Raw genomic sequence first — 26,014 nt, forward strand, 5'->3', positions numbered from 1 at the left:
CATGATATTCAGCTATACCTAATTTTTTTATTATTTCGGTTTGACACTACAGATAGCAATGTAATTAAGGGATTTTTTATTTTTTCTAAATGTTTTAAACATTTGGATAAATTGTGGTCGATTTTGTTTATGTAGTGCATTACCAACAATTTTGATTGCACCAAAAAATCCTTCATCGGTAATCATACCTCGTGGTGACATTAACGTCATAGCGGCATTTTCTGATTTTATATTGATAAATCCTATAGTTGAAAAAAGATTAATCCATTCATCATGACTCATAGGCTGTGCATTAACATTGATCGCATTATGAATCTGTGCCATTACGTTTTGAGAGTTTTCTGGATCTACTAACATAATGTCATGCGTTAATAATCTTCCACCTGGTTTTAATACTCGAAAATACTCGTTGAGTAGGCGAGCTTTCGTTTTATCGGCATACATGGTTAACATCGCTTCATTAATTACAACATCAAAGCTGTTATCAGCGAAAGGTAATTTGGATGCGTCGGCTTGCTGTATATCGACTAACTGACTAACATTATTTTTTATAACATTTTGTTTAGCTTTTGTTAATGCCGATTTGTCCATATCTATACCAATAATATGGCAATTAAATCGTTTGGCAATGTCAATAGATGTTGTAGCCATATTACATGCAATTTCTAAAACCCGACTTTGTGGAGTAAATTCTGCTTGTTTAAATAACCATTCCGTGGCTTTCTTTCCCCCTGGGCGTAACCTTGTTTTCCCTAAACGAGCAAGAAATTTATGGCCAGCTTCTTTTTTAATTTGTTCCATTGTCTGTCCTTAGTTTAATTAGTCTTTAATGTGATTTCTCTCAACATTATTAATAGCATTTTTGCTGTTGTTGGTGCTTCAACAGCATGAGGGATATTAGCTGGCATTTTTACTATCGTTCCTGGCTCTGCTTTAACTGTTTCTCCATCAATAATTAAATTTAATTGCCCTTCTATGACCATAACGATCGCATCAAATGGTGCGCTATGTTCAGAGAGCCCTTGTCCTTTATCAAAAGCAAATAAGGTTAAGTTACCACCAGATGTTTTAGCTAACACTCGACTAGCAATACCTTGCTCCGTTTGTTTAATTAATGAAGCTAAATTGAGTTCTTGTGCTGGGGGAATAGTATTATTTGGCATAAGATGCTCCTGTTTTTCAGTAAGTGCAAAACAAAATATAATTGTTATTTTGGCCAATGCTTATGATATAGGTTATAAGTAGTTAAATTATTATTGTTAACAAAAAACATTATATTTCATATATTTATTAGTGATTAATAATAAAGCTTTATTTATTGAAATAAGAATTATTATCAATTATATTGAAGTCATTCTAAAGTTATCATTAAGTAATCCCTATGACATTTGTCAAAAATATACCAACGCAAGATGAGATTTTGACTTGGTTAAATAATGTAAAAATGTTTGATGGGCTAGCCACTGATGCATTAATACCGATCCTTGAAAATGCTAGTTATATGGAATTTAGTATCGGTGAGCTAATTAGCTATGAAGGTATGCCATTTTCTGGTTGTTCTTTGGTTCTTGCTGGTGAAGTCGAGGTATTTAGAAATACTTATTTAGGTGAAGAAAAAGTTTTTGGAATTTTTTCACCTTATGAATTAGTTGCCATTGCGGCAGTGTTTATGCCACATAATCGCTTTCCGATGACAATTCGAGCAAAAACTAATTGCTCATTATTATTACTTGAAAAAAATAGCGTATTACAAGTTTGTATGAATAATCCTATTGTTATGCAACGCTTGTTAGTGCAATTTAGTAGTAAACTATACGAACAAATTAATAACATCGATTGGTTAACATCCAGTTCGGCAGAACAGCGTTTAGCGGCTTATATTTTATCGTTATCTTCTAAACAAGATATAAGTTTTGTGTTACCAATATCACGCAGTCAATTGGCAACTAAGCTTGGTATCCGTTATGAAACGTTAAGCCGACTAATTTCTAGTTGGCGTAAACAAAAAATAATTGAAATTAAATTGAATCAGGTAACAATTTTAAAAACAACCTATCTTCACCAACTTACACTTCCTTCACAACGTTCATTTTAGTTAGCTATATTTTTATAAAATTTGAATAGTTAGTCTATTTTTAGTCAACAAAGTGCAAAGGATGATAAGTTTTGCTACAGGTAAGCGGAAATCAGTTAAGTTGTTTCAGTTATTCGAATAGTATTGATTAGATAGCAAATAAAAAAGGTGCACAAAGTGCACCTTTTTTGAACTGGTAAGAGCATTTAACATGCTCTTTAGTTAAGCTTAAATTATTTGATAACCTTAGCAACAACACCAGCACCAACAGTACGACCACCTTCACGGATAGCGAAACGTAAGCCGTCTGCCATTGCGATTGGGTGAATTAATGATACTGTCATTTTGATGTTATCACCTGGCATTACCATTTCTACGCCTTCTGGTAATTCAATAGTACCTGTTACGTCTGTTGTACGGAAGTAGAACTGTGGACGGTAACCTTTGAAGAATGGAGTATGACGACCACCTTCATCTTTACTTAGAATATACACTTCTGATTCGAAATCTGTATGTGGAGTGATTGAACCTGGTTTTGCTAATACTTGACCACGTTCGATTTCTTCACGTTTTGTACCACGTAATAATACACCTACGTTCTCACCAGCACGACCTTCGTCTAGTAATTTACGGAACATTTCAACACCAGTACAAGTTGTTTTAGTAGTCGGTTTGATACCAACGATTTCAACTTCTTCACCAACTTTGATTACACCGCGCTCTACACGACCTGTTACTACTGTACCACGGCCTGAGATTGAGAATACGTCTTCGATTGGTAATAAGAATGGTTTATCAATGTCACGCTCTGGTTCTGGAATGTAGCTGTCTAATGCTTCTGCTAATTCTACAATTTTGTCTTCCCATGCTGCATCGCCTTCTAACGCTTTAAGCGCTGAACCACGAATTACTGGTGTATCGTCACCTGGGAAATCGTATTGAGATAGAAGTTCACGTACTTCCATTTCAACTAATTCTAATAATTCTTCATCATCAACCATATCACATTTGTTTAAGAATACGATGATGTAAGGTACACCTACTTGACGACCTAAAAGAATGTGCTCACGAGTTTGTGGCATTGGACCATCAGTTGCTGCTACTACTAAGATAGCGCCGTCCATTTGTGCCGCACCAGTGATCATGTTTTTAACATAGTCAGCATGGCCTGGGCAGTCTACGTGTGCATAGTGACGAGTTGGTGTATCGTATTCAACGTGTGAAGTATTGATGGTGATACCACGTGCTTTTTCTTCTGGTGCGTTATCGATTTGATCGAATGCACGAGCTTGACCACCGTATTTTTTAGATAATACTGATGTGATCGCTGCAGTTAAAGTTGTTTTACCATGGTCAACGTGGCCGATTGTACCAACGTTAACGTGGGGTTTTGTACGTTCAAATTTTTCTTTAGACATCTTAATGTTCCTTTATTAAATCACTTCCCTAACAATAGGGAAGTGTTACTTATTTATATAAATAATTATTTCGCTTTACGAGCTTCAATAATTGCAGTTGCAATATTGGTTGGCGCTTCATTGTACTTCAAGAACTCCATTGAGTAAGAAGCACGACCTTGTGTTTGTGAACGAAGGTCTGTTGCATAACCAAACATTTCTGAAAGTGGAACTTGTGCTTTAACTGTTTTACCAGTTGCAGTATCTTCCATTCCTTCGATCATACCACGACGACGGTTTAAGTCACCGATAACGTCACCCATATAATCTTCAGGGGTTTCAACTTCTACTTTCATGATTGGTTCTAAAAGCACAGGTTTAGCTTTCATGAAGCCATCTTTAAACGCCATTGAACCGGCAATTTTAAATGCCATTTCTGATGAGTCGACATCATGGTAAGAACCATCAAAGATGGTAACTTCAACATCAACAATTGGGTAACCAGCAAGAACACCATTTTTCATTTGTTCTTGACAGCCTTTATCAACTGCAGGGATGTATTCTTTAGGAACCACACCACCAACAATTTCATTGTTGAATTTGTAGCCTTCGCCACCAGCTTCTAATGGTTTAATTCTTAACCATACATGACCATATTGACCACGACCACCAGACTGACGAACAAATTTACCTTCTTGTTCAACTTCATTGCGAATGGTTTCACGGTAAGCAACTTGCGGTTTACCAACATTTGCTTCCACTTTAAATTCACGTTTCATACGGTCAACGATGATTTCTAAGTGAAGCTCACCCATACCAGAAATAATTGTTTGACCTGATTCTTCATCGGTGTGAACACGGAATGAAGGATCTTCTTGTGCTAGTCGACCTAAAGCAAGTCCCATTTTTTCTTGGTCAGCTTTAGTTTTTGGTTCAACAGCAACAGAAATTACCGGCTCTGGGAACTCCATTCTTTCTAGAATAATTGGAGCACTTTCAGCACATAATGTATCACCAGTTGTTACCTCTTTAAGACCGATAGCTGCTGCAATGTCACCTGCGCGAACTTCTTTAATTTCTTCACGTTTGTTAGCGTGCATCTGAACGATACGACCAAAACGTTCTTTTTTATCTTTAACAGAGTTAAGAACAGTATCACCAGAATTTACTACACCAGAGTAAACACGGAAGAATGTTAAGTTACCAACAAATGGGTCAGTTGCAATTTTAAATGCTAATGATGAGAATGGTTCATCATCACTTGAATGACGCTCTGCTGCTTCACCATTTGGTAATTCACCTTTGATTGCTGGAACATCTGTTGGTGCTGGTAAATATTCAATTACTGCATCAAGCATGAATTGAACACCTTTGTTTTTAAAGGCACTACCACAAGTTACTAAGATGATTTCGTTAGCAAGCACACGTTCACGTAATGCTAATTTAACTTCTTCTTCAGTTAACTCTTCACCACCAAGGTATTTTTCCATTAACTCTTCATTTGCTTCAGCTGCTGCTTCCATTAAGTTTGCACGCCATTCTTCGACTTGCTCAACCATATCTGCAGGAACATCTTCATAAGTGAAACTTACACCTTGATCAGCATCATTCCAGTTAATTGCTTTACGTTTAAGTAAATCAACTACACCAGTAAAGCCTTCTTCAGCACCGATAGGTAATACTAATGGAACTGGTACAGCGGCTAAACGAGTTTTGATTTGATCAACAACACGTAAGAAGTTAGCACCCATACGGTCCATTTTGTTTACGAAAGCGATACGTGGAACTTTATATTTGTTTGCTTGACGCCATACTGTTTCTGATTGAGGTTGAACACCGCCAACCGCACAGTAAACCATTACCGCACCATCTAAAACACGCATAGAACGTTCAACTTCGATTGTGAAGTCAACGTGTCCCGGGGTGTCGATGATATTGATTCGGTGTGGTTCAAATTGTTGACCCATACCAGACCAGAATGCAGTAGTTGCTGCAGAAGTGATAGTGATACCACGTTCTTGTTCTTGTTCCATCCAGTCCATGGTAGCTGCACCATCATGAACCTCACCAATTTTGTGACTTACGCCAGTGTAAAACAAAATACGTTCAGTTGTCGTAGTTTTACCTGCGTCAATGTGTGCACTGATACCGATATTACGGTAGCGTGCTATAGGGGTTGTACGAGCCATATTAATCCTCTATTTAGAATCGTTTGCTTATAAAATATCTTTTGGGGGACTGATAATAACTATTAATTATCAGTCTAATTTCAAGCGTCTTATATAAGCGCTTAAATTACCAACGATAGTGTGCAAACGCTCTATTAGCTTCAGCCATACGATGAACATCTTCGCGTTTTTTCACAGCGGTACCTTTGTTTTCAAAAGCATCCATAAGTTCATTCGCTAGGCGTAATGCCATTGATTTATCGCCACGTTTACGTGCAGCATCTACAATCCAACGCATTGCAAGTGCATTACGACGAACAGGACGCACTTCAACAGGAACTTGGTATGTAGAACCACCAACGCGACGAGACTTAACTTCTACAGTTGGTCTTACGTTATCTAATGCAACTTCGAAAGCTGCTAAGTGGTCTTTTCCACTACGCTCAGCTAATTTATCAAGAGCTGAATATACGATTGATTCTGCGACAGATTTTTTACCATCTATCATTAAAATATTTACAAATTTCGCCAGCAAATCTGAACCGAATTTCGGATCAGGTAAAATTTTTCTTTGACCGACAACATGACGACGTGGCATTGGAATACTCCGTTTATATGTTACAAATTTTCAGGTTTACCCAAAACTCAAATGAGTTATATGGAATTTATATAGTTTGGCCTTACTTAACGGAGTTCCATTAAGCTTTAGGTCGTTTCACACCGTATTTAGAACGGCTTTGTTTGCGATCTTTAACACCTGCGCAGTCTAATGCACCACGAACAGTGTGATAACGAACACCAGGTAAATCTTTAACACGACCACCGCGGATTAAAATCACGCTATGTTCTTGTAAGTTATGACCTTCACCACCGATGTAAGAAGTTACTTCGAAACCGTTGGTTAAACGTACACGGCATACTTTACGTAATGCTGAGTTTGGTTTTTTAGGTGTAGTGGTGTAAACACGTGTACATACACCTCGTTTTTGCGGGCATGCTTCAAGTGCAGGAACGTTACTTTTCGCTTCCTTTAGTGCTCTTGGTTTGCGTACCAGCTGATTAATTGTTGCCATTAATAAGCTCCTGATTAATTAAAATAAATTTAAAAATTGCTTTTTAGATACGTAATTAATAACTGTAGCCCAAAGCCTATTTATATAAGTTTTGGGTCGCAAGATTCTAGACCTCAATAGCTATAATGTCAAGTATTAGCACAGGTTCTTTATGTTATTTATCAATAATTTTTATGCATGAATAAATGCGAAATAAAAATACATTTTTTTATTTTATTGGTGCTTTTTATCGCACTAGTTTATCCTAATAGATGGGATATAAATTAATACCAATATATAAATGTGACAATGAAAGATACACAGGTTGAAAGTTACAAAGTTGTTTTGCTATTTAATGCAAACAATATTTATGATCGACAAATCCTTAAAGGAATAGGTGATTTTCTAAAAGCGAATAATATTCACTGGAATATCTATATTTCCGAAACCATGCGTTATGACACAAACACAGCTTTCCATTTTGATTGCGATGGTATTATTGCTAATTTTGATGATCCAGATATTCAAGATCTACTAACCAATGTTGATATTCCAATAATTGGGGTAGGTAGTTCACATCATGATAATTCAAGTTATCCAAAGGTTCCTTATGTTGCTGCGGATAATTTTGCGATTATTGAGAGTGCTTTTAATCATTTATGTTCTAAAGGCATTAATCAATTTGCCTTTTATGGCCTACCATCACATCGATCTTGTCGTTGGGCGGCAGTAAGAGAACAGTTTTTTGAGCAAATTGTAAGTCAAAAGGGTTATGAAGGGTTTATTTATCAAGGAACAACTACATCTCTTGATAATTGGCAAGATAGCTTAGATAAACTCTCTAAATGGTTATTATCTCTGCCAGTTAATACCGGCATTATTGCCGTAAATGATGCTAGAGCTCATCATATTTTACAAGCTTGTGATAGAGTTGAAATAAAAATACCTGAAGAGTTATGCTTAATTGGTATAGATAATGAAGAAGTAATCAATGATCTATCGATGGTTTCCTTATCTACTGTAAAACAAGGAACCGAGGAGATGGGATTTGAAGCCGCTAAATTATTGCAAAAAATATTTAATAAAGGAAAGGTCTCTACCTCACCACGGTTAATTTCACCGAAAAAAGTTATTGAACGTCGTTCGACCGATTACCGTTCAATACAAGATCCTTATGTTATACAAGCTATTCATTATATCCGTGATTATGCTTGTAAAGGTATTAAAGTAGATCAAGTGACTTCGGAATTGCAAATATCTCGTTCTAATTTAGAACTTCGCTTTAAAACATCATTAGGTAAAACCATTCACACAGTCATTCATGAAGAGAAGTTTAATCGAGCCAAATATCTATTAATTGAATCTTCATTATCGATTCAAGCAATATCTGAGCAATGTGGCTATCCATCAGTGCAATATTTTTACTTTTTATTTAAAAAGTTATATGGTATAACACCGAAGGATTTCAGAAATAAATTTACCAATCTTAATTTACTATAATCAAATTAACATAAAGTTAAAAAATAGATTTATTAACTGGCTAAAAAGCAGAAGAGTGTTATAAAAGATCTTCTGCTTTTTAATATCAAGACATTAGCGGTTTTAATTGTTGATAAATGTTTCTAAACATAGCACGCTGTTGTTGGTAATATTCATGTTTTTCCCTATCTGGCTGGTGAGTTTGAATGGTTGGTAATGGTGCTAACCATTGCCCTAAATCACTATCTGGGTTACAAGCGATTTGTGCCAGTTTAGCGGCGCCTAAAGCGGGACCAACTTCGCCACCCTCACAATAAACTATAGTATAACCAGAGATATCACTAATTAATTGGCGCCAATATTTACTTCTAGCTCCGCCACCAATAACAATAATTTTATTGGGTGAAATGCCTGTTTGTTTTACTACATCTATACCATCTGCTAGGCCATAACTCACACCTAACAAGATTGCTTTAGCTAAATCGACTTTATTATGTTGATAGGTTAAGCCAAAAAATACACCTTTAGCTTCAGGGTTATTATGCGGTGTTCTTTCACCTGATAGATAAGGTAAAAAATAGATTGGCGGTTTATCGTCAGATGGTTGTTCTTCTATTAAGCTAAATAATGTAGCAACATCTTTAATGTCTAACAATTGGCATCCCCAATCAAGACATGAAGCACAACTTAACATAACCGACATAAGATGCCAACGATTAGGTAATGCATGGCAAAAGCTATGAATTGCCTGTTCAGGTTGGCTGATAAACCGATCAGTAACGGCGAAATAAACCCCTGAAGTACCAAGTGAAAGCATTGCTTGTCCTGGTTGATAAAGACCAACACCGATAGCACCGGCAGCATTATCGCCACCACCGGCAATAACTGGAATTGAATTTATTTTCCAACGTTTAGCAATATCATCAGTAACATAACCAGTTATTTGATTGCCTTCAAATAAGGTTGGCATATGTCGTCGACTTAAACCACAAGCATTTAACAATTGATCGTTCCAATCACGTTTTTCAACATCTAACCACATAGTGCCAGCAGAATCAGACATATCTGATGCATATTCGCCTGTAATTTTAAAGCGTAAATAATCCTTTGGTAAAAGTACTTTATCTATTTTGGCAAATATTTCTGGCTCGTGTTTTTGCACCCATTTTATTTTGGGTGCAGTAAAACCTGCCATCATCAAATTGCCAGTAATTTTTCTAGAATTTGGCACTAATTGTTCTAATTCATGACATTCAATATCACAACGGCCGTCATTCCATAAAATTGCTGGCCTTAATATTTGAGATGAACTATCTAATAGTACTGCTCCATGCATTTGTCCACTTAAGCCAATTGCTTTGACTAGTGTTAAGTCATGTTGATGGCTAAGTTCTTGTAGTGCTGAATCTGTTGCTTGCCACCACTGCTGGGGATCTTGTTCTGACCATAATGGGTGAGGACGGGTTACGGTGAGTGACTTTGTATTTGACGCCATAATGCGTTGTTTTTCATCCATTAAAATTACTTTGACACCAGAGGTGCCTAAATCAATACCAATATACATATCTGCCTCCATTATGCAGCTATCAGAACTATAAATATAATAGTTCTGATAGATAAATACACAATGATTTTTTTAGCCAAAAATAGATTTATTAACAATATTTTCTAATTGTTCTTGTGCACCGCTACGTGCTTTAGGTTGCAGGTTGTTTGCAAGACTATATTGTGCAATTTCTTGTAGGGACATATTCCCTTGTAAAATATCTTTACCTAAATTTTTGTCCCAATCGGCATAACGCTCAGCTACTTTTTGATTTAATAATTTATCTTCAATCATTTTCGCTGCACATTTTAATGATAATGCCATCGTATCGATAGCACCAATATGCCCATGAAATACATCATATTTATCAATGCTTTGTCGTCTTATTTTGGCATCAAAGTTAAGTCCACCAGTGGTAAATCCGCCACTTTTTAATATTTCATACATAACTAGTGTGTTTTCCTCGACACTATTCGGAAATTGATCTGTATCCCATCCCAATTGTGGATCACCCCGATTAGCATCAAGTGAACCAAATATATCTAAGGCAATAGCTGAAGCTACCTCATGTTGGAATGAATGGCCGGCAAGTGTTGCATGATTCGCTTCAATATTGACCTTGATTTCTTTTTCTAAGCCGAATTGTTTTAAAAAGCCATAAATGGTTGCAACATCATAATCATATTGATGTTTGGTTGGCTCTTGTGGTTTTGGTTCAATCAATAATGCGCCATTGAAACCAATCTTGTGTTTGTTTTCGACAACTAATTGCATAAATTTACCGAGTTGTTCACGTTCTTGGCGTAAGTTAGTATTTAACAGCGTTTCATAACCTTCCCGACCACCCCATAATACATAATTTTGACCACCTAACTTATGAGTAGCATTCATTGCATGGACAACTTGAGTGGCAGCACAGGCAAAAACTTCCGGATCGGGATTGGTTGCCGCACCAGCTGCATATCTTGGATTTGTGAAACAGTTAGCGGTTCCCCATAATAAATTAACGCCGGTTTCTTGTTGCTTTTGTAACAGGATATCCGTCATCATGGATAAATTAGAGATGTATTCTTGAATTGAATTACCTTCTGGGGCAACATCGACATCATGAAATGCATAAAAAGGAACATTCATTTTATAAAAAAATTCAAAAGCAATATCTGCCTTTGCTTTGGCATTAGCTAGTGGATCAGCCCCTTTTTGCCACGGATAATTAAATGAATTTGCACCAAACATGTCGGTGCCAGCCCAACAAAAAGTGTGCCAATAACAGATAGAAAAGCGTAAGTGCTCAGCCATTGTTTTTCCTAAAATTATCTGCTCTGGATTGTAATGCCTGAACACAAAAGGATTATTAGTTTGTGTTCCTTCGTATTTAACTCTTTCTATTTTTTCATAATATTGACTCATAATGTACCTCTAAATACCATTAATTAACTTAAAATCTATATATTGGTTACTAAGTTTTCTGGATAACTAAACGTTGCTAAATCAGGTAATCAATATGCATGAGTTTTAACAACAACAACAATTACTAAATTTTGTAGCGATTTTATGTTTTTTGTTTTTTGTGACTCAGATCAAATTCTATAAAGGGTTTAAAGAAGGTAAAATGATTGTTGTAGTCTGTTTGATATTTCAGATGAAATAATTTTATGGGGGGAAGAAGCTATTTCTACCATGTTAATGGTAGAAATAGTTTGATGAAATTAATGATGATCGATAAAGATGAATTTTAAAGCAAACAGTAGTGCAAAAACTATCACACAAAGATTTAATTCTTTAAATTTACCAGTAAATGTTTTTAATATCACATAAGAGATAAAGCCAAGTGCGACCCCTTCAGTAATAGCAAAAGCAAATGGCATCATTAATGCGGTAATAAATGCTGGTGTTGCATCAGTTAAATCAGACCAGTTAACTTTCATTAAACTTGATACCATTAAGATACCAACAAAAATTAGTGCGCCTGATGTGGCATAAGGTGGTACTAAATGTGCTAAAGGTGATAAGAAAGTCATCATTAAAAATAATAAGCCAACCACCACTGCAGTTAAGCCTGTACGTCCACCAACTGAAATGCCTGCGGAACTTTCAATGTAAGTTAATACAGATGAAGTACCAAATAACCCACCAAGTGAAGAACTGAAACTATCAATTAATAAAGCTTGACGCATTTTAGGAAAACGACCTTTTTCGTCAGAAAGTCCTGCTTTATCAGTTAAAGCTAAAATAGTACCCGATGAATCAAACAAGCTGACAATCATTACTGAAAAGATTACCCCGAGGATACCAATATTCAGTGAACCAGCAAGGTCAACATGGCCAACAACGCTGCCAACACTCGGTGGAACGGCTGCAATTCCTTGATAACTAATATTTGGATCAAGCCATAGTGCTAGTAGGGTCACGACAAGAATAGAAACTAACACGGCAGCATGAAAATTGCGGGTAGCAAGGATAACGATAATAAAAAATCCAAGCGAACCTAATAAGACTTTAAGTGACAAAATATTGCCTAAGGTTAGTAATGTAGCTGGCGATGCGACCACAATACCCATATTTTGGAATCCCATAAAAGCAATAAATAAGCCAATACCAGCACTAATACCAGCGCGTAAACATTGTGGAATATGTTCGATTAACCAATGGCGGACTTTAAATAGTGATAATGCAAAAAAGACCAATGATCCCCAAAATATCGCTCCCATCCCAACTTGCCAAGAATAGCCCATTGCACCGCATATTCCATAAGCAAAAAAGACATTTAGCCCCATGGCAGGTGCTAAAGCAATCGGTAGATTGGCAAATAATCCCATCATAATTGTCGCAAAAGCGGTGACAACACAAGTTAGGACAAACACTGCTGATTTATCCATTCCTGTTGCAGATAAGATTGAAGGATTAACAAAGATGATATAAACCATGGTTAAAAAGGTGGTACAACCGGCGATAAATTCGGTACCAGGGGTGGTTTTTTTCTCTTTTAATTGAAAGATTTTTTCGAATAGTGAATTCATAAATTAAAGCCCAATTTAGGTTGATAGTGATCCATTTTGATATAATTTTATATCTTTATTTTTACCGAAGTGAATTTACGGTAAAAATAAAAAAGATATAAAGTGATTACTTCATATCTTTAAAAAACGTAAAAACACTGCGCTATTATTGCCAGTAATTTATTTTGGTCAAGCGTTATTCTAAATAACAAATAGCATTTTATTAGTGATCAATTATGCTTATAACTTAGCGCTAACATAGTTTTTAGCTATTTAATGGTACACTGGATAACATACTGATTATCAATAGATTAGTTAGCCAAAATATCTAATTTATTTTTAGTTATTTTTACTTTTAAAATCCGATGACTTTCAATCTCGGCGACTTCAAATAGATAGTCACCAATCTGTATGGTTTCACCCACATTGAGTAGATGTTGGGCTTTTTCCATCAATAATCCCGCAAGGGTATGATATTCTCGCTTATCATCAATCGGAATCGGTACAAATCTTACTAATTCTTCTACTGGGATATAGCCATTTGCAATCCAACTATTATCATCTAAACATTGGATGTCATGTTTAGCATCGATCTCTTCTTCTTCAGTTGGAAAGTCACCAGCAATGGTTTCAATAACATCGGTCACTGACACCACACCTTGCATTGATCCAAATTCATCAACCACAAAAGCAAAGTGAGTTTTGGCTTTTTTGAATTGTTCCAGCGCTACAAGTAAAGATACTGTTTCAGGAAAAATTAATGGTTGTTTGATTAATGAATTAATATCAAAGGGTTGTTTATTTTGTAAAATATCTTTTAACAGATCATTAACTTGAATGATACCTAATGGTTCATCAATTGAAGCATTATCAGTCACTACTAAACGTGAATGAGGATTGTCAAAAATTTCTTTTAATATTACTTCTCGATCATCATTGATATTGACCATATCAACATCTAATCGAGATGTCATGATACTGCTTACTGAACGTTGAGCTAAACCTAATACTCGCTCAACCATGTTTAATTCTTGATGATTAAATACTGAAGTTTTTTTATTATTATCAGATACCACATCAATGGTATGGCTATCAGGATCTTCTTCAGCATCGCCTTTAAGTAAATGTAAAATAGCTTCGGCGGTACGTTCGCGTAGAGGTTTTTTGTTTAATGCTTTTCGACGGTTAAATATGGCTAGTTGATTAAAGAATTCAATCATAATCGAGAAGCCGATAGCTGCATATAAATAGCCTTTGGGAATGACAAAACCGAAACCTTCGGCAACTAAACTAAAGCCAATCATCAATAAAAAGCTTAAACATAAAATAACAATCGTTGGATGGGAGTTAACAAAATAGGCTAATGGTTTACTTGCCACCATCATAATCGCAATGGCGATACAAACTGCGATAATCATAACGGGTATATGGTCAACCATTCCCACTGCAGTAATGACTGAATCAAGTGAGAATACGGCATCAAGTACCACGATTTGTGCAACAACAGTCCAAAAATGTGAGGTTTTTTTCGGTTTTCCATCCTCGTGTGATGCACCTTCTAAACGCTCATTGAGTTCCATTGTCGCTTTAAACAGCAAAAATATTCCGCCAAGCAACATAATTAATTGCCGAGCATTGAAACTAATACCTGATATAGAAAATAGTGGGGTGGTGAGAGTAACTAACCAGCCAGTAAACATTAATAACAATATTCGGGTTATTAATGCAAAAGCAAGGCCTGTAATGCGTGCTTTATCTCGTTGTTGAGGCGGAAGTTTCTCCGCAAGAATGGCAATAAAAACAATGTTATCAATGCCAAGGACGATTTCAAGTACAACTAGAGTGGATAAACCAATCCAGATTGTAGGATCCATGATCCATTCCATATGTCAGGTGATTACCTCTAATGATCACAGCACATGCTGCTTAGTAATTCTGTCTGTAATTAGCAAAATAATCAATAAAATATTTAACTTTTTGACTATTTTATGGAAAATTGTTGATTAAAAGCCTTTATTAGGCGTAAAAATTAACTTCGCCAGAATGTCGGCGTGAATAAAACTAATAAAGTAAATATTTCTAGTCGACCAAATAACATGTCAACGACCATGACCCATTTCACCATATCACTGACATGAGCAAAATTATCACTGACACTACCAAGGCCAACGCCTAAATTATTTAGCGATGAAGCAACGATATAAAATGAGTCAGTTGCATCAATTCCTGTTGCCATAATAATAAACAAACTCACTAAAAATACTAATGCATAGGCAGAAAAGAATCCCCATACCGCTTCAATGATACGTTCTGGTACCACACGATTATTGAGTTTTAAGGTATAAATTGCATTAGGGTGAATAAGTCGTTTTAACTCTCGTGAACCTTGCATAAATAGTAGTAGTACCCGAACAACTTTTAGTCCACCACCAGTAGAACCAGCACAGCCACCAATAAACGAAGCACATAATAAAAAGATGGGTAATGACGATGGCCAAGTATTAATATCGTCGACGGTAAAGCCTACTGTTGCTGAAACAGACACGACTTGTAAAACAATTTTGTCGACACTAAGATGGCGTTGTGGCTGATAAATATAGATCACTAAAGCGCAGATAATAATTAAGATAAGCAGAATAAAGATAAAGGTTCTAAATTCTTGATCACGCCAATACACTTTCACTGAGATACCATTTAACGCAGCAAAATGTAGAGCAAAATTACATCCTGACAAAATGAGGAACAAGGTAACAATATAGTTAATTGTTGCACTATTAAAATAAGCTAAATTGTTATCGTGGGTAGAAAAACCACCCATTGATATCGTTGAAAAGCTATGTGAAATAGCATCAAAGATATCCATTCCAGCACACCACAAACTTATTGCACATAAGGTAGTGAGTAAAATGTAAATCGACCAAAGTGTTTTGGCTGTTTCGGCAATACGTGGTCGCATTTTACTGTCTTTTTGAGGACCAGGAATTTCAGCACGATAGAGCTGCATACCCCCGACTCCTAATAATGGTAAAATTGCAACCGCAAGTACGATGATCCCCATACCGCCTAACCATTGCAGCATTTGACGATAGAAAAGTAGCGCTTTGGGTAAATGATCCAAATTGACAATCGTAGTGGCGCCAGTGGTTGTTAATCCAGAAAAAGACTCAAAAAAAGCTGTGGTTAAATTAAGATTGATATGATTATCAAATAGGAACGGGAATGCGCCAATAGTGCCTAAAACGACCCAAAATAATACAACAATGAAAAAGCCTTCTCGAGTACTTAATTCATGGCGTTGATGACGATTAGGAAACCACAATAACACACCTAAAATTAATGCTGCGAAAAATGAACGAACAAAAATAGCACCAGCACCGTCACGATATATTAACGCCACTAGTGCAGGTATTAACATAAATACTGACAATAGTGATATTAATAAACCGATAATTCTTATAATCGAGCGCCAATGCATCATATATAGTAATCTCTATTTAAAGCCACGTGATGATTTTATAAGATCGTAAGCAGCTTGAATTTCTTGTGCTCGCTTTTTGGCTGCTTCTAACATCTCTTTTGGTAAGCCTTTGGATACCAATTTGTCTGGATGATGTTCATTCATTAATTTACGATAGGCTCTTTTAATTTCAGAAATTTCAGCAGATGAATTTATTCCTAATATTTTATAAGCATTTGCTAAATCTGATTGCCTAGTACTGCTTTGGGAACCATTATAATTATGATTTTGTTGATATTGATGTTGACTGTTTTGTTGATTGTACTGATATTCTTGACGGAAATGAAAGCTTCCCATCATCATTTGAATATATATTGCCATTTGCGGCCGTGGAATACGAAACTCATCGGCAACAATGAAAAGAATCTCCGATTCTTTGTCATCTAAATGACCATCAACTAAAGCAGCTTGAATTAATTGTTCGCAAAAGATATTTAAGACATTACGTCGATAACGATATTGGTGATATAACTCACTTAATCGTGATCGAAGTGGGTAATCACTCGCTTTACCACGATTGAATGATTCTTGCGCTAATTGACGACTTGTCGCATCAAGTTGAAGACGATCCATAACTTGCCGAGCCAGATTAATATCATCACGAGTAACAACCCCTTTAGCTTTACTTAAATGCCCTAATACTTCAAAAACAACCGTTAAGTATAAGTTTGGATTAGATTGTGTCCTTTTCTCAGTCAATTTATTACCAAATGCTTGATATAGCATTGGGCCAATAAATAATCCGAGTATAAATCCCCACCCAGATTTTAATACTGAACTCAGTATTAAACCGGTAATAATGGACCAGATCAAAGACATATTATTCGTTTACCTCAATTCGATCTATTTTTTGCAATCCACGTGGTAATGATGTGCCTTTACGAGCACGCTCCGCTCTAAATTTTTGTAAATCAGCTGGATAAAGTGTAAGTTTGCGTTTACCAACATATAGAGTTATAGATGTTTCTGGTGTTATCAACATCATATAAGCTAGGCTATCATCGCTACCAGAGAGTGAAATAATTTTATTGCCTTTACCTTTAGATAATTCTGGTAAATCTTTTACTGGGAATATCAGCATTCTTCCTGCTTTAGTAATTGATAACAGCAAGCTTTCTTCTGATAAAATCTCTATTGGTGCTAATACATCTGCATCTTTAGATAAATTAATCACTGCTTTACCATTACGGTTGCGGGCAATTAAATCATTAAATTGACAGATAAAACCGTATCCAGCACTCGATGCAAGTAAGAATTTTTGTTGTTCATTGCCTGACATCAATACATGTTCAATGGTTGCTCCAGCTGGTAATGCCAGTTTACCAGTAAGAGGTTCGCCTTGTCCTCTAGCTGATGGTAATGTACTTGGCTCAATAGCGTAACTGCGACCAGTTGAATCGATAAATACCACTGGTTGATTACTTTTACCTTTTGCTGCGGTTTTAAAACTATCACCTGCTTTATAACTTAATCCTACAGGATCGATATCATGGCCTTTAGCAGCTCTGACCCAACCCATTTCTGATAATACGATTGTAACTGGTTCAGAAGGGATTAACTCTTGTTCAGTAATTGCTTTGGCTTCACTGCGCTCGACAATTGGTGAACGACGTTCATCACCATATTTTTCAGCATCAGCTTGTAGCTCTTTTTTGATTAAATTACTTAACTTTCTTGGTGAAGCTAATAATGCTTGCAGTTGATCTCGCTCTTTAGCCAGTTCGGCTTGTTCACCTTTGATACGAATTTCTTCTAGTTTAGCTAAATGGCGGAGTTTTAATTCTAAGATAGCTTCAGCTTGTGTTTCGCTTAAGGCAAATCTCTGAATTAATTCTGCTTTTGGGTCATCTTCATGACGAATGATTTCAATTACTTCATCAATATTTAGGAAGGCAATTAATAAACCATCTAAAATATGTAGTCTTTTTAGTATTTTATCTAAGCGATAATTTAAGCGACGGGTTACGGTAATGCGTCGATATTCTAACCATTCAGTTAGGATTTCAACCAATCCTTTAACAGATGGACGATTATCTAGTCCAATCATGTTCATATTAACACGATAGCTTTTTTCTAGATCAGTAGTGGCAAATAGATGATTCATTACTTGCTCTAGATCTACACGATTAGAACGTGGCACAATAACCAGACGAGTCGGATTTTCGTGATCGGATTCGTCACGTAAGTCTTCAATTAACGGTAGTTTTTTAGCGCGCATTTGGCTAGCAATTTGCTCTAAAATTTTAGCACCAGAAACTTGATGTGGCAGATCAGTAATAACAATGTCGCCATCTTCTTTTTTCCAAACTGCTCGCATACGTATTGAGCCACGGCCAGTTTTATAAATTTTGGCGATATCTTCCGGAGAGGTAATAATCTCTGCTTCTGTTGGGAAGTCAGGGCCTTTTATGTGCTCCATCACTTCGCTAAGTGTTGCTTTTGGATTATCAGCTAACATAATAGCTGCATTCGCCACTTCACGAATGTTATGAGGTGGAATATCGGTTGCCATACCTACCGCAATACCGGTAGTACCGTTTAATAAGATATTCGGCAATCTAGCTGGCAACATTTTTGGCTCTTGTAATGTACCATCAAAATTTGGCGTATAGTCAACAGTGCCTTGTCCTAACTCACCTAACAATAATTCGGCATATTTTGATAGACGTGATTCGGTATAACGCATTGCAGCAAATGATTTCGGATCATCGGGTGCCCCCCAGTTTCCTTGCCCATCAACTAATGGATATCGATAAGAAAACGGTTGCGCCATTAATACCATTGCTTCATAACAGGCACTATCACCATGAGGATGGTATTTACCTAAAACGTCACCGACAGTACGGGCTGATTTTTTAAATTTTGCTTGAGCATTTAGCCCTAATTCTGACATTGCATAAACAATGCGACGTTGTACTGGTTTTAAGCCATCGCCAATAAACGGCAATGCGCGATCCATAATGACATACATTGAGTAGTTTAAATAGGCGCTTTCGGTAAATGTTCGTAGCGACTGAACTTCTACTCCGTCATGAGTTATTTCACTCATTATTGTTCCTCTAAATTATTCTGTATATTAGACATCAAGTTCAACTTGGTCACCTTTTTCTTGTAACCATTCTCGGCGATCTTCGGCACGTTTTTTCGCCAGTAACATATCCATTAATGCCATTGTTTCTTCGGCATTATCTAGTGATAACTGAACTAATCTACGGGTGTTAGGATCCATTGTGGTTTCGCGAAGTTGTAATGGATTCATTTCACCCAACCCTTTGAAACGTTGAACATTTGGCTTACCTTTTTTACGTTTAAGCTGATCTAAAATCCCTTCTTTTTCTTCTTCATCAAGGGCGTAATGAACTTCTTTGCCTAAATCGATACGATACAGTGGTGGCATGGCGACAAAAATATGTCCATGTTCAACCATGGCTCGAAAGTGACGAACAAATAGTGCGCACAGTAACGTGGCAATATGCAATCCATCTGAGTCAGCATCGGCTAAAATACAGATTTTACCGTAGCGTAATTGACTTAAATCATCACTATCAGGATCAATACCAATAGCTACTGAAATATCATGAATTTCTTGCGATCCTAATACTTCGTCAGATGAGACTTCCCAAGTATTTAATATTTTACCTTTCAACGGCATAATTGCTTGATATTCACGATCGCGAGCCTGTTTAGCTGACCCGCCTGCAGAATCACCTTCGACTAAAAATAGTTCAGTACGACTTAAATCTTGTGACGAACAATCGGCCAATTTACCCGGTAAGGCCGGACCACTGGTCAGTTTTTTACGGATGACTTTTTTGGATGCTCTTAAGCGTTTTTGAGCACTGGAAATTACCATCTCAGCAAGTAATTCGGCAATTTGTACATTTTGATTCAACCACAGGCTAAATGCATCTTTAACAATAGCTGAAACAAAAGCTGCACTTTGTCTTGATGATAAACGTTCTTTGGTCTGACCAGCAAATTGCGGTTCTTGCATTTTTACTGATAACACATAGGCACAGCGTTCCCAAATATCATCGGCGGTCAATTTTAAACCGCGGGGTAATAAATTACGAAACTCACAAAATTCACGCATGGCATCAAGTAATCCTTGACGTAAACCGTTGACATGGGTGCCACCTTGCACAGTAGGAATTAAGTTAACGTAACTTTCAGTTAATAATTCACCACCTTCTGGTAACCAAAGTAATGCCCATTCAACCGCTTCTGTTTCACCTGTATGGCTACCAGTAAATGGCTGTTCCGGTAATAGTGTGTAACCACTAACTGACTCTATCAGATAATCTTTTAAACCGTCTTGATAACACCAGCGTTGCTCAGTACTGTTAATTTTGTCTTTAAAAATGATTTCCAGTCCCGGGCAAAGTACAGCTTTCGCTTTAAGCAAATGAGTTAGGCGAGGTACTGAGAAGCGAGGTGAATCAAAATATTTTTCATCCGGCCAAAAACGTACTTTTGTACCAGTATTTCGTCGGCCACAGGTGCCAATTACATGTAAATCTTCAACTTTATCACCATTTTCAAAGGCGATTTGGTAAACTTGTCCATCACGGTTTACGGTGACTTCTACGCGTTTGGATAAGGCATTGACAACAGAGATACCCACCCCATGTAAACCACCAGAAAATTGATAGTTTTTGTTGGAGAACTTACCACCAGCATGTAAGCGACAAAGTAATAGTTCAATAGCCGGTACGCCTTCTTCAGGATGGATATCAACAGGCATACCTCGACCATCATCAATAACCTCAAGTGAATTGTCTTCATAAAGGGTTACTTTCACTTGGCGAGCATGGCCAGCAATAGCCTCATCGACACTATTATCAATCACCTCTTGCCCTAAATGATTGGGGCGAGCGGTGTCAGTATACATTCCAGGACGATGACGAACAGGATCGAGCCCTTTTAAGACCTCAATATCAACTGCATTATAAGTGGATTGTGACATAACTTTTCTGTTTATTCGATTAAATGGGCTTATTATACCAATCTTTCCTTAAGATGCATGAAATTAAATTTATAATAAAAAGCAAAGCTATTTTTTTATTGATAATAATTCTTATTTCATTAATTTATTTTAAGTTAATTTCGATTTTAGTCTTTTTTCTGTTTTATAATTTTAACTGTAGTATTATGATAATGACATGCCAAATATAAATAAGCGAATAGGATGAGCAAGTCAGATAATCAGATAACTCGGCGCGATTTTTTACAAAAATCATTAGCAATCGGTAGTGTGGCCGCATTAACTAATGATTTACAATTACCTTTTGCTTATGCCTCGCCAGAGACAGATCTTGCCAACACCTCGGTACCTAATCCAACGAATCAAGAAAAGATTTTTTATAGTGCATGTTTAGTTAACTGTGGTAGTCGTTGCCCGTTAAAAGTACATGTTAAAAACGATATTATTACTAAAATATCTGCTGAAGAAGGGATTAATGATGCGATCTTTGGTCAACATCAAATCCGTCCTTGTCTGCGAGGACGAGCTGTGCGTTGGCGTACTTATGATCCGGAACGGCTAAAATATCCAATGCTACGAATCGGTAAACGGGGTGAAGGCAAATTTAAACGCATCTCGTGGGACGAAGCTATCGATCTATTAGCAGAGAAACTCAAATACACTATTAATCGCTATGGCAATGAAGCTATTTATTACCAATATGGTACGGGTACGACAGGGGCAAATATCTCAGGTCGTAATGCCTGTAAGCGATTTTTAAGTTGTATCGGTGGCCACCTTAATTATCATGGTGATTATTCAAGTGGACAGATCACCGCTATTCAGCCTTTTATATATGGTAATGCTAAAGAGTCGTTGCTAGACCAAATCAAACATTCTGATCTAGTTGTGATGTTTGGACATAATGTTGCTGAAACTAGAATGTCGGGCGGTGGGCAGGTTGCTGAGTTATATACTGCATTAGCACAAAGTAAAGCAAGGGTAATTATTATTGATCCACGCCGTAGTGAAAGTGTCGTTGGTTATAATGCTGAGTGGCTGCCGATTATTCCTGGTACTGACGCTGCGTTAGTCGCTGCAATTATTTATGCGTTGCTTGAAGAAGATCGTGTTGATGAGGCGATGCTTAACCAATATTGTGTGGGTTGGAATGCTGATACATTACCTGATAGTGCTCCGCCTTTTAGCGATTACAAATCTTATATTTTGGGACTAGGGCACGACAGAACCGCAAAAACGCCTGAATGGGCAGCTAAAAAAACCGGCATTCCAGCCAAACAAATTCGGCAGTTGGCATTAGATATTGTTAATGCTAAAGCAGCATGGATTTCACAAGGTTGGGGGCCACAGCGCTGGCAAAATGGTGAGCATACTACAAGGGCGATTATGATCCTACCGGTTATCACCGGTCAGTTTGGTAAGCGTGGTACTAACATTGGTACTTGGGGTGGTAGCGTAACTTATCCTGTGCCTGGCTTGAATATGGTTAACCCTGTTAAAACCAGTATTCCTTTCTTTTTATGGACGAAGGCAATTGATGAACCGTTAAGCATGACTGCGAAAAATTCTTATATAAAAGGTAAAGATAAATTAGATGTGGGTATTAAATTTATCTGGAGCTATGCTAGCAATGTTATTGGTAATCAACACGCCGATCTCAATCGGACTCACCAAATTTTACAAGACGAATCGAAATGTGAATTTATTTTAGTTTGGGATACCCATATGACTGCTTCAGCAAAATATGCTGATCTACTGTTACCGGATGTTTCATCTGTAGAGAGTAATGATTTAATCAATAATTCATATGCATCAGGTGCTTATCATTATTTTATTCGTTTGCAACGAGCAATAAAACCACTTTGGGAAAATCGTCCTGCTTATGAGGTTTTGACAGAATTGTCAGCAAAAATGGCAGTTAAAGATAAATTTACTGAAGGTCGGAGTCAAGATGATTGGATTGCTTATAGTTATGAAAAAATGCGTAAGCTCAATCCTAATTTACCGACTTTTGCTGAAACAGATGGAATGGGGATTGTTGATCGTAAATTAGCTGATAGCGATGCACAGATCGGATTAAAAGCTTTTCGCGATGATCCAATAAAAAATCCATTAAATACGCCGTCAGGTAAAATCGAAATTTATTCAGAAGCATTAGCCAAAATTGCCAATGAATGGGAGTTTGATGACGATGATAAACTTTATCCTATACCGGCATATTTACCGGCAATAGAGGGCAGTGAAGACCTGCAAACACAAGCGAAATATCCATTACAATTAATCGGTTTTCATATCAAAGGGCATTGTCATTCAAGTTATAGTAATCTTCCGCAACTGCGAGAAGCGGTAGCTAGTAGTCTCTGGATTAATCCAGTGGACGCAGAACAAAGACAGATAAAGCATGGTCAATTGGTTGAAGTTTATAATGACCGCGGTCGACTTTACATTCCAGCTAAAGTGACACCACGGATACTACCGGGAATTATCGCTCTTCCGCAAGGATTATGGGCCAAGACTAATGCTGCTGGCATTGATATTGGTGGTTGCATTAATCGTTTAACCTCCTTACGACCCTCTGTGCTTGCTAAATCTAATCCTCAGCATACCAATTTGGTTGAAGTTAAACCAATAGCAGCTATGCCGTCGGCATCTTAATCGGAAGGAGATGGTTCAAATGCAATATGGTTTTTATATTAATTCTACCAAATGTACTGGTTGCAAAACTTGCCAAGTAAGTTGTAAAGATGAAAAAGATAATGCGCTTGGTGTCCATTTCCGCCGTGTTTATGAATATGGCGGTGGTACATGGAAGCAAGTAGATGGATGTTGGCAAAATGATACATTTACCTATTATTTGTCAATCTCTTGTAATCATTGTCAAGAGCCAACCTGTGTAAAAGGTTGCCCAACAGGAGCTATGCATAAACGCCAAGAAGATGGGTTAGTGGTAGTCAATCAAGATGTGTGTATTGGTTGTCGCTATTGTGAAATGCGTTGCCCTTACGGTGCACCACAATATGATCATCAAAAAAAGGTAATGTCTAAATGTGATGGTTGTTATGAACGTGTAGCGCAAGGTTTAAAACCTGTATGTGTTGAGTCTTGTCCTCAACGCGCTTTAGATTTTGATGACATTAATACCTTGCGTCAACGTTATGGTGATGAGTGCGATATTGCTCCATTACCTAGTTCAGATTTAACCAAACCAAGTATTGTGATAAAGCCACATGCGCAAGCTAAAATATCGGGTGACTCGCTTGGTAAAGTGCTTAATCCTGAGGAGGTCTAGTATGCATGAACTTCCACTGGTATTTTTTACGATATTTGGACAATTATCCGCAGGAATGATCTTACTTAGTAGTTTGTTTTATCTTGTTTATCGTTCAAAAAACAAATTAGCTATCACTCAAAAAATTAATGCAGTAGCGTTAATTTTCATGGCGATTGGTATGGCGATTGCTTCATTTCATTTAGGTCAACCATTACGTGCATTCAATGTGATTTTTGGTATCGGCCGTTCACCAATGAGTAATGAAATTTTTACCTTTGGCTTATTATTTGCTATGACATTTGCTTTTGTATTGCTTAATTATTTTGTCTTTTATCCAAATAGTACCAAATTACAAATCATCAAACCTCTATGCCAAAAAATTAACCGTATACCACATTTAAACTATTTATTGGCGATGATCTTGGTTATTTTAAGCCTATTTTTTGTTTGGACCATCGTATTAACCTATATGTTAGCAACAATAAAAACGTGGGATAGTTGTTATACCGCGATACAAATGTATACTGCGATGTTGGTATTGGGAGGAATTGCTGTTACTTGGTTAGGACTATATCGAGCAGGTTATTGCGCTTTTTTTATTGGTAGTTTACTGATTCTGCTATTAAAAATGCCTTACTTAAAGTTAATGAGTGAAATTGCTCCAGACTTAACCTCTAATCAATATTGCTGGATAATAGCACAGTGCGCATTATTAATTATTTCTATCACATTGGTTTTATTTGCGATTTTAAGAAAGCAACATCAGGTAATGATTTATCTATTGGCTTTTATTGGCGTATTTATCGCAGAAATTTGCGGACGTATCACTTTTTATAATTTGTGGATGATAACCGTTTAATTGTGCGGTAATTGATGGTAATGGCATAATTAATTGGCTAATCAATATAGGATTGAATAATTTGGATAACCTGACTTCTATCACGTTGGCGAAATTATTAGGCGCTTTTTTTTATTATCCGCCTACCAGTAAACAAGTCACTGGTTTAATTGATGGATTATTACAGCTAGATCAGTTAGCAAAGTGGCCAAACCAACAATTAGTAACTGAACAATGCCAAATCTTGAGTACTCAGATACAGCATGCAGAAATAGAATATCAATTCTCACTATTATTTGAAGGGCAAGGCATTATGTCGGCGCCACCATGGGGTTCAGTCTATTTAGATCAAGAAAAACTACTAATGGGTGAATCACAAGAACGCTATCGGGAATTTTTACAGCAGCAAGGGTTGACTCTTGATACGGGTATGAATGAGCCAGAAGATCAGTTTGGATTGATGTTAATGGCATATGCGATACTACTAGAAAAGCAGCAATTTGCTGCTGCACAGCAATTAATGACCGAATACCTTTTAAATTGGGCACCAATGTATTTGGATTGCGTAAAACAAAATCAAGTCAGTCTATTTTATCAAGCATTAGCGATTATTGCTGAACAATATTTACAAATGGTATAACTCTGATTATATAGCAAATAAAGCGCTCACTTATTTAAGTCAAAATATG

General features: G+C 36.8%; 20 protein-coding genes. 6 read left to right on the forward strand and 14 right to left on the reverse strand.

Going from position 1 to position 26,014, the window contains the following annotated elements:
- Positions 1–30: 30 nt before the first annotated feature.
- Positions 31–801: a class I SAM-dependent methyltransferase gene (locus AC5LWZ_RS02020; protein ID WP_493463889.1), complete on the reverse strand. Its 771-nt coding sequence runs from the start codon at positions 799–801 to the stop codon at positions 31–33.
- A gap of 14 nt (positions 802–815) precedes the next feature.
- Positions 816–1,163 (reverse strand): cupin domain-containing protein, encoded by a 348-nt coding sequence (locus tag AC5LWZ_RS02025; protein WP_493463890.1) that lies wholly within the window; start codon positions 1,161–1,163, stop codon positions 816–818.
- A 218-nt stretch (positions 1,164–1,381) separates the two neighbouring features.
- Between AC5LWZ_RS02025 and AC5LWZ_RS02030 the strand changes: the two genes are divergently transcribed.
- Complete coding sequence (locus AC5LWZ_RS02030; protein WP_493463891.1) at positions 1,382–2,095, forward strand: Crp/Fnr family transcriptional regulator; 714 nt, start codon at positions 1,382–1,384, stop codon at positions 2,093–2,095.
- 212 nt (positions 2,096–2,307) lie between these two features.
- On the opposite strand, the gene tuf is transcribed toward AC5LWZ_RS02030, so the two are convergent.
- The 4 genes from tuf to rpsL all read right to left on the reverse strand — a co-directional run bounded on the left by tuf (position 2,308) and on the right by rpsL (position 6,712).
- Positions 2,308–3,492, reverse strand: a complete 1,185-nt coding sequence (gene tuf / locus AC5LWZ_RS02035) for an elongation factor Tu (RefSeq protein WP_034900851.1) — start codon at positions 3,490–3,492, stop codon at positions 2,308–2,310.
- Positions 3,493–3,557: 65 nt separating this feature from the next.
- Positions 3,558–5,660 (reverse strand): elongation factor G, encoded by a 2,103-nt coding sequence (fusA, locus tag AC5LWZ_RS02040; RefSeq protein ID WP_110448642.1) that lies wholly within the window; start codon positions 5,658–5,660, stop codon positions 3,558–3,560.
- A gap of 106 nt (positions 5,661–5,766) precedes the next feature.
- Positions 5,767–6,237 (reverse strand): 30S ribosomal protein S7, encoded by a 471-nt coding sequence (rpsG, locus tag AC5LWZ_RS02045; RefSeq protein WP_065578189.1) that lies wholly within the window; start codon positions 6,235–6,237, stop codon positions 5,767–5,769.
- Positions 6,238–6,337: 100 nt separating this feature from the next.
- Positions 6,338–6,712 (reverse strand): 30S ribosomal protein S12, encoded by a 375-nt coding sequence (rpsL, locus tag AC5LWZ_RS02050; protein WP_034883792.1) that lies wholly within the window; start codon positions 6,710–6,712, stop codon positions 6,338–6,340.
- Positions 6,713–7,000: 288 nt separating this feature from the next.
- On the opposite strand from rpsL, the gene AC5LWZ_RS02055 reads away from it, so the two are divergent.
- Positions 7,001–8,191, forward strand: coding sequence for a XylR family transcriptional regulator (locus AC5LWZ_RS02055; RefSeq protein ID WP_493463892.1), 1,191 nt, complete (start codon positions 7,001–7,003; stop codon positions 8,189–8,191).
- Positions 8,192–8,276: 85 nt separating this feature from the next.
- Here the strand turns inward: AC5LWZ_RS02055 and xylB are convergent, their stop codons facing one another.
- The 8 genes from xylB to parE all read right to left on the reverse strand — a co-directional run bounded on the left by xylB (position 8,277) and on the right by parE (position 21,198).
- The gene (gene xylB / locus AC5LWZ_RS02060; RefSeq protein ID WP_493463893.1) at positions 8,277–9,734 is read right to left on the reverse strand and encodes a xylulokinase; all 1,458 of its coding nucleotides are present in this window, start codon (positions 9,732–9,734) and stop codon (positions 8,277–8,279) included.
- Positions 9,735–9,806: 72 nt separating this feature from the next.
- Positions 9,807–11,126, reverse strand: coding sequence for a xylose isomerase (gene xylA / locus AC5LWZ_RS02065; RefSeq protein ID WP_493463894.1), 1,320 nt, complete (start codon positions 11,124–11,126; stop codon positions 9,807–9,809).
- Between the two features lie 299 nt (positions 11,127–11,425).
- Positions 11,426–12,736 (reverse strand): NCS2 family permease, encoded by a 1,311-nt coding sequence (locus AC5LWZ_RS02070; protein WP_086320145.1) that lies wholly within the window; start codon positions 12,734–12,736, stop codon positions 11,426–11,428.
- A 290-nt stretch (positions 12,737–13,026) separates the two neighbouring features.
- Positions 13,027–14,601, reverse strand: a complete 1,575-nt coding sequence (locus AC5LWZ_RS02075; protein WP_367274796.1) for a TerC family protein — start codon at positions 14,599–14,601, stop codon at positions 13,027–13,029.
- Between the two features lie 143 nt (positions 14,602–14,744).
- Positions 14,745–16,190, reverse strand: a complete 1,446-nt coding sequence (locus AC5LWZ_RS02080; protein WP_110448645.1) for a TrkH family potassium uptake protein — start codon at positions 16,188–16,190, stop codon at positions 14,745–14,747.
- 15 nt (positions 16,191–16,205) lie between these two features.
- A complete protein-coding gene (djlA, locus tag AC5LWZ_RS02085; protein WP_198222644.1) occupies positions 16,206–17,051 on the reverse strand; it encodes a co-chaperone DjlA in 846 nt (281 codons plus the stop codon).
- A gap of 1 nt (position 17,052) precedes the next feature.
- On the reverse strand, positions 17,053–19,281 hold the full coding sequence (gene parC / locus AC5LWZ_RS02090; RefSeq protein WP_065578182.1) for a DNA topoisomerase IV subunit A: 2,229 nt from the start codon (positions 19,279–19,281) through the stop codon (positions 17,053–17,055).
- Between the two features lie 27 nt (positions 19,282–19,308).
- The gene (gene parE / locus AC5LWZ_RS02095; protein WP_110448635.1) at positions 19,309–21,198 is read right to left on the reverse strand and encodes a DNA topoisomerase IV subunit B; all 1,890 of its coding nucleotides are present in this window, start codon (positions 21,196–21,198) and stop codon (positions 19,309–19,311) included.
- A 222-nt stretch (positions 21,199–21,420) separates the two neighbouring features.
- Between parE and AC5LWZ_RS02100 the strand changes: the two genes are divergently transcribed.
- The 4 genes from AC5LWZ_RS02100 (at position 21,421) to AC5LWZ_RS02115 (ending at position 25,965) form a co-directional block, all read left to right on the forward strand.
- A complete protein-coding gene (locus AC5LWZ_RS02100) occupies positions 21,421–23,871 on the forward strand; it encodes a DMSO/selenate family reductase complex A subunit (protein WP_198222648.1) in 2,451 nt (816 codons plus the stop codon).
- 19 nt (positions 23,872–23,890) lie between these two features.
- On the forward strand, positions 23,891–24,505 hold the full coding sequence (locus AC5LWZ_RS02105; protein ID WP_110448633.1) for a DMSO/selenate family reductase complex B subunit: 615 nt from the start codon (positions 23,891–23,893) through the stop codon (positions 24,503–24,505).
- Position 24,506: 1 nt separating this feature from the next.
- Positions 24,507–25,346 carry a dimethyl sulfoxide reductase anchor subunit family protein gene (locus tag AC5LWZ_RS02110; RefSeq protein WP_493463895.1) on the forward strand — a complete coding sequence of 280 codons (840 nt, stop codon included), beginning with the start codon at positions 24,507–24,509 and terminating at the stop codon, positions 25,344–25,346.
- A 61-nt stretch (positions 25,347–25,407) separates the two neighbouring features.
- A complete protein-coding gene (locus AC5LWZ_RS02115) occupies positions 25,408–25,965 on the forward strand; it encodes a TorD/DmsD family molecular chaperone (protein WP_493463896.1) in 558 nt (185 codons plus the stop codon).
- Positions 25,966–26,014 lie beyond the last annotated feature (49 nt).

The sequence above is a fragment of the Gilliamella sp. LMG 34362 genome, from assembly GCF_984569125.1.

Bases quoted from the DNA above. Each gene is read 5' to 3' on its own strand.
- AC5LWZ_RS02020 (WP_493463889.1), bottom strand. From the start codon at position 801: ATGGAACAAATTAAAAAAGAAGCTGGCCATAAATTTCTTGCTCGTTTA.
- AC5LWZ_RS02025 (WP_493463890.1), bottom strand. From the start codon at position 1,163: ATGCCAAATAATACTATTCCCCCAGCACAAGAACTCAATTTAGCTTCA.
- AC5LWZ_RS02030 (WP_493463891.1), top strand. From the start codon at position 1,382: ATGACATTTGTCAAAAATATACCAACGCAAGATGAGATTTTGACTTGG.
- tuf (WP_034900851.1), bottom strand. From the start codon at position 3,492: ATGTCTAAAGAAAAATTTGAACGTACAAAACCCCACGTTAACGTTGGT.
- fusA (WP_110448642.1), bottom strand. From the start codon at position 5,660: ATGGCTCGTACAACCCCTATAGCACGCTACCGTAATATCGGTATCAGT.
- rpsG (WP_065578189.1), bottom strand. From the start codon at position 6,237: ATGCCACGTCGTCATGTTGTCGGTCAAAGAAAAATTTTACCTGATCCG.
- rpsL (WP_034883792.1), bottom strand. From the start codon at position 6,712: ATGGCAACAATTAATCAGCTGGTACGCAAACCAAGAGCACTAAAGGAA.
- AC5LWZ_RS02055 (WP_493463892.1), top strand. From the start codon at position 7,001: ATGAAAGATACACAGGTTGAAAGTTACAAAGTTGTTTTGCTATTTAAT.
- xylB (WP_493463893.1), bottom strand. From the start codon at position 9,734: ATGTATATTGGTATTGATTTAGGCACCTCTGGTGTCAAAGTAATTTTA.
- xylA (WP_493463894.1), bottom strand. From the start codon at position 11,126: ATGAGTCAATATTATGAAAAAATAGAAAGAGTTAAATACGAAGGAACA.
- AC5LWZ_RS02070 (WP_086320145.1), bottom strand. From the start codon at position 12,736: ATGAATTCACTATTCGAAAAAATCTTTCAATTAAAAGAGAAAAAAACC.
- AC5LWZ_RS02075 (WP_367274796.1), bottom strand. From the start codon at position 14,601: ATGGAATGGATCATGGATCCTACAATCTGGATTGGTTTATCCACTCTA.
- AC5LWZ_RS02080 (WP_110448645.1), bottom strand. From the start codon at position 16,190: ATGCATTGGCGCTCGATTATAAGAATTATCGGTTTATTAATATCACTA.
- djlA (WP_198222644.1), bottom strand. From the start codon at position 17,051: ATGTCTTTGATCTGGTCCATTATTACCGGTTTAATACTGAGTTCAGTA.
- parC (WP_065578182.1), bottom strand. From the start codon at position 19,281: ATGAGTGAAATAACTCATGACGGAGTAGAAGTTCAGTCGCTACGAACA.
- parE (WP_110448635.1), bottom strand. From the start codon at position 21,198: ATGTCACAATCCACTTATAATGCAGTTGATATTGAGGTCTTAAAAGGG.
- AC5LWZ_RS02100 (WP_198222648.1), top strand. From the start codon at position 21,421: ATGAGCAAGTCAGATAATCAGATAACTCGGCGCGATTTTTTACAAAAA.
- AC5LWZ_RS02105 (WP_110448633.1), top strand. From the start codon at position 23,891: ATGCAATATGGTTTTTATATTAATTCTACCAAATGTACTGGTTGCAAA.
- AC5LWZ_RS02110 (WP_493463895.1), top strand. From the start codon at position 24,507: ATGCATGAACTTCCACTGGTATTTTTTACGATATTTGGACAATTATCC.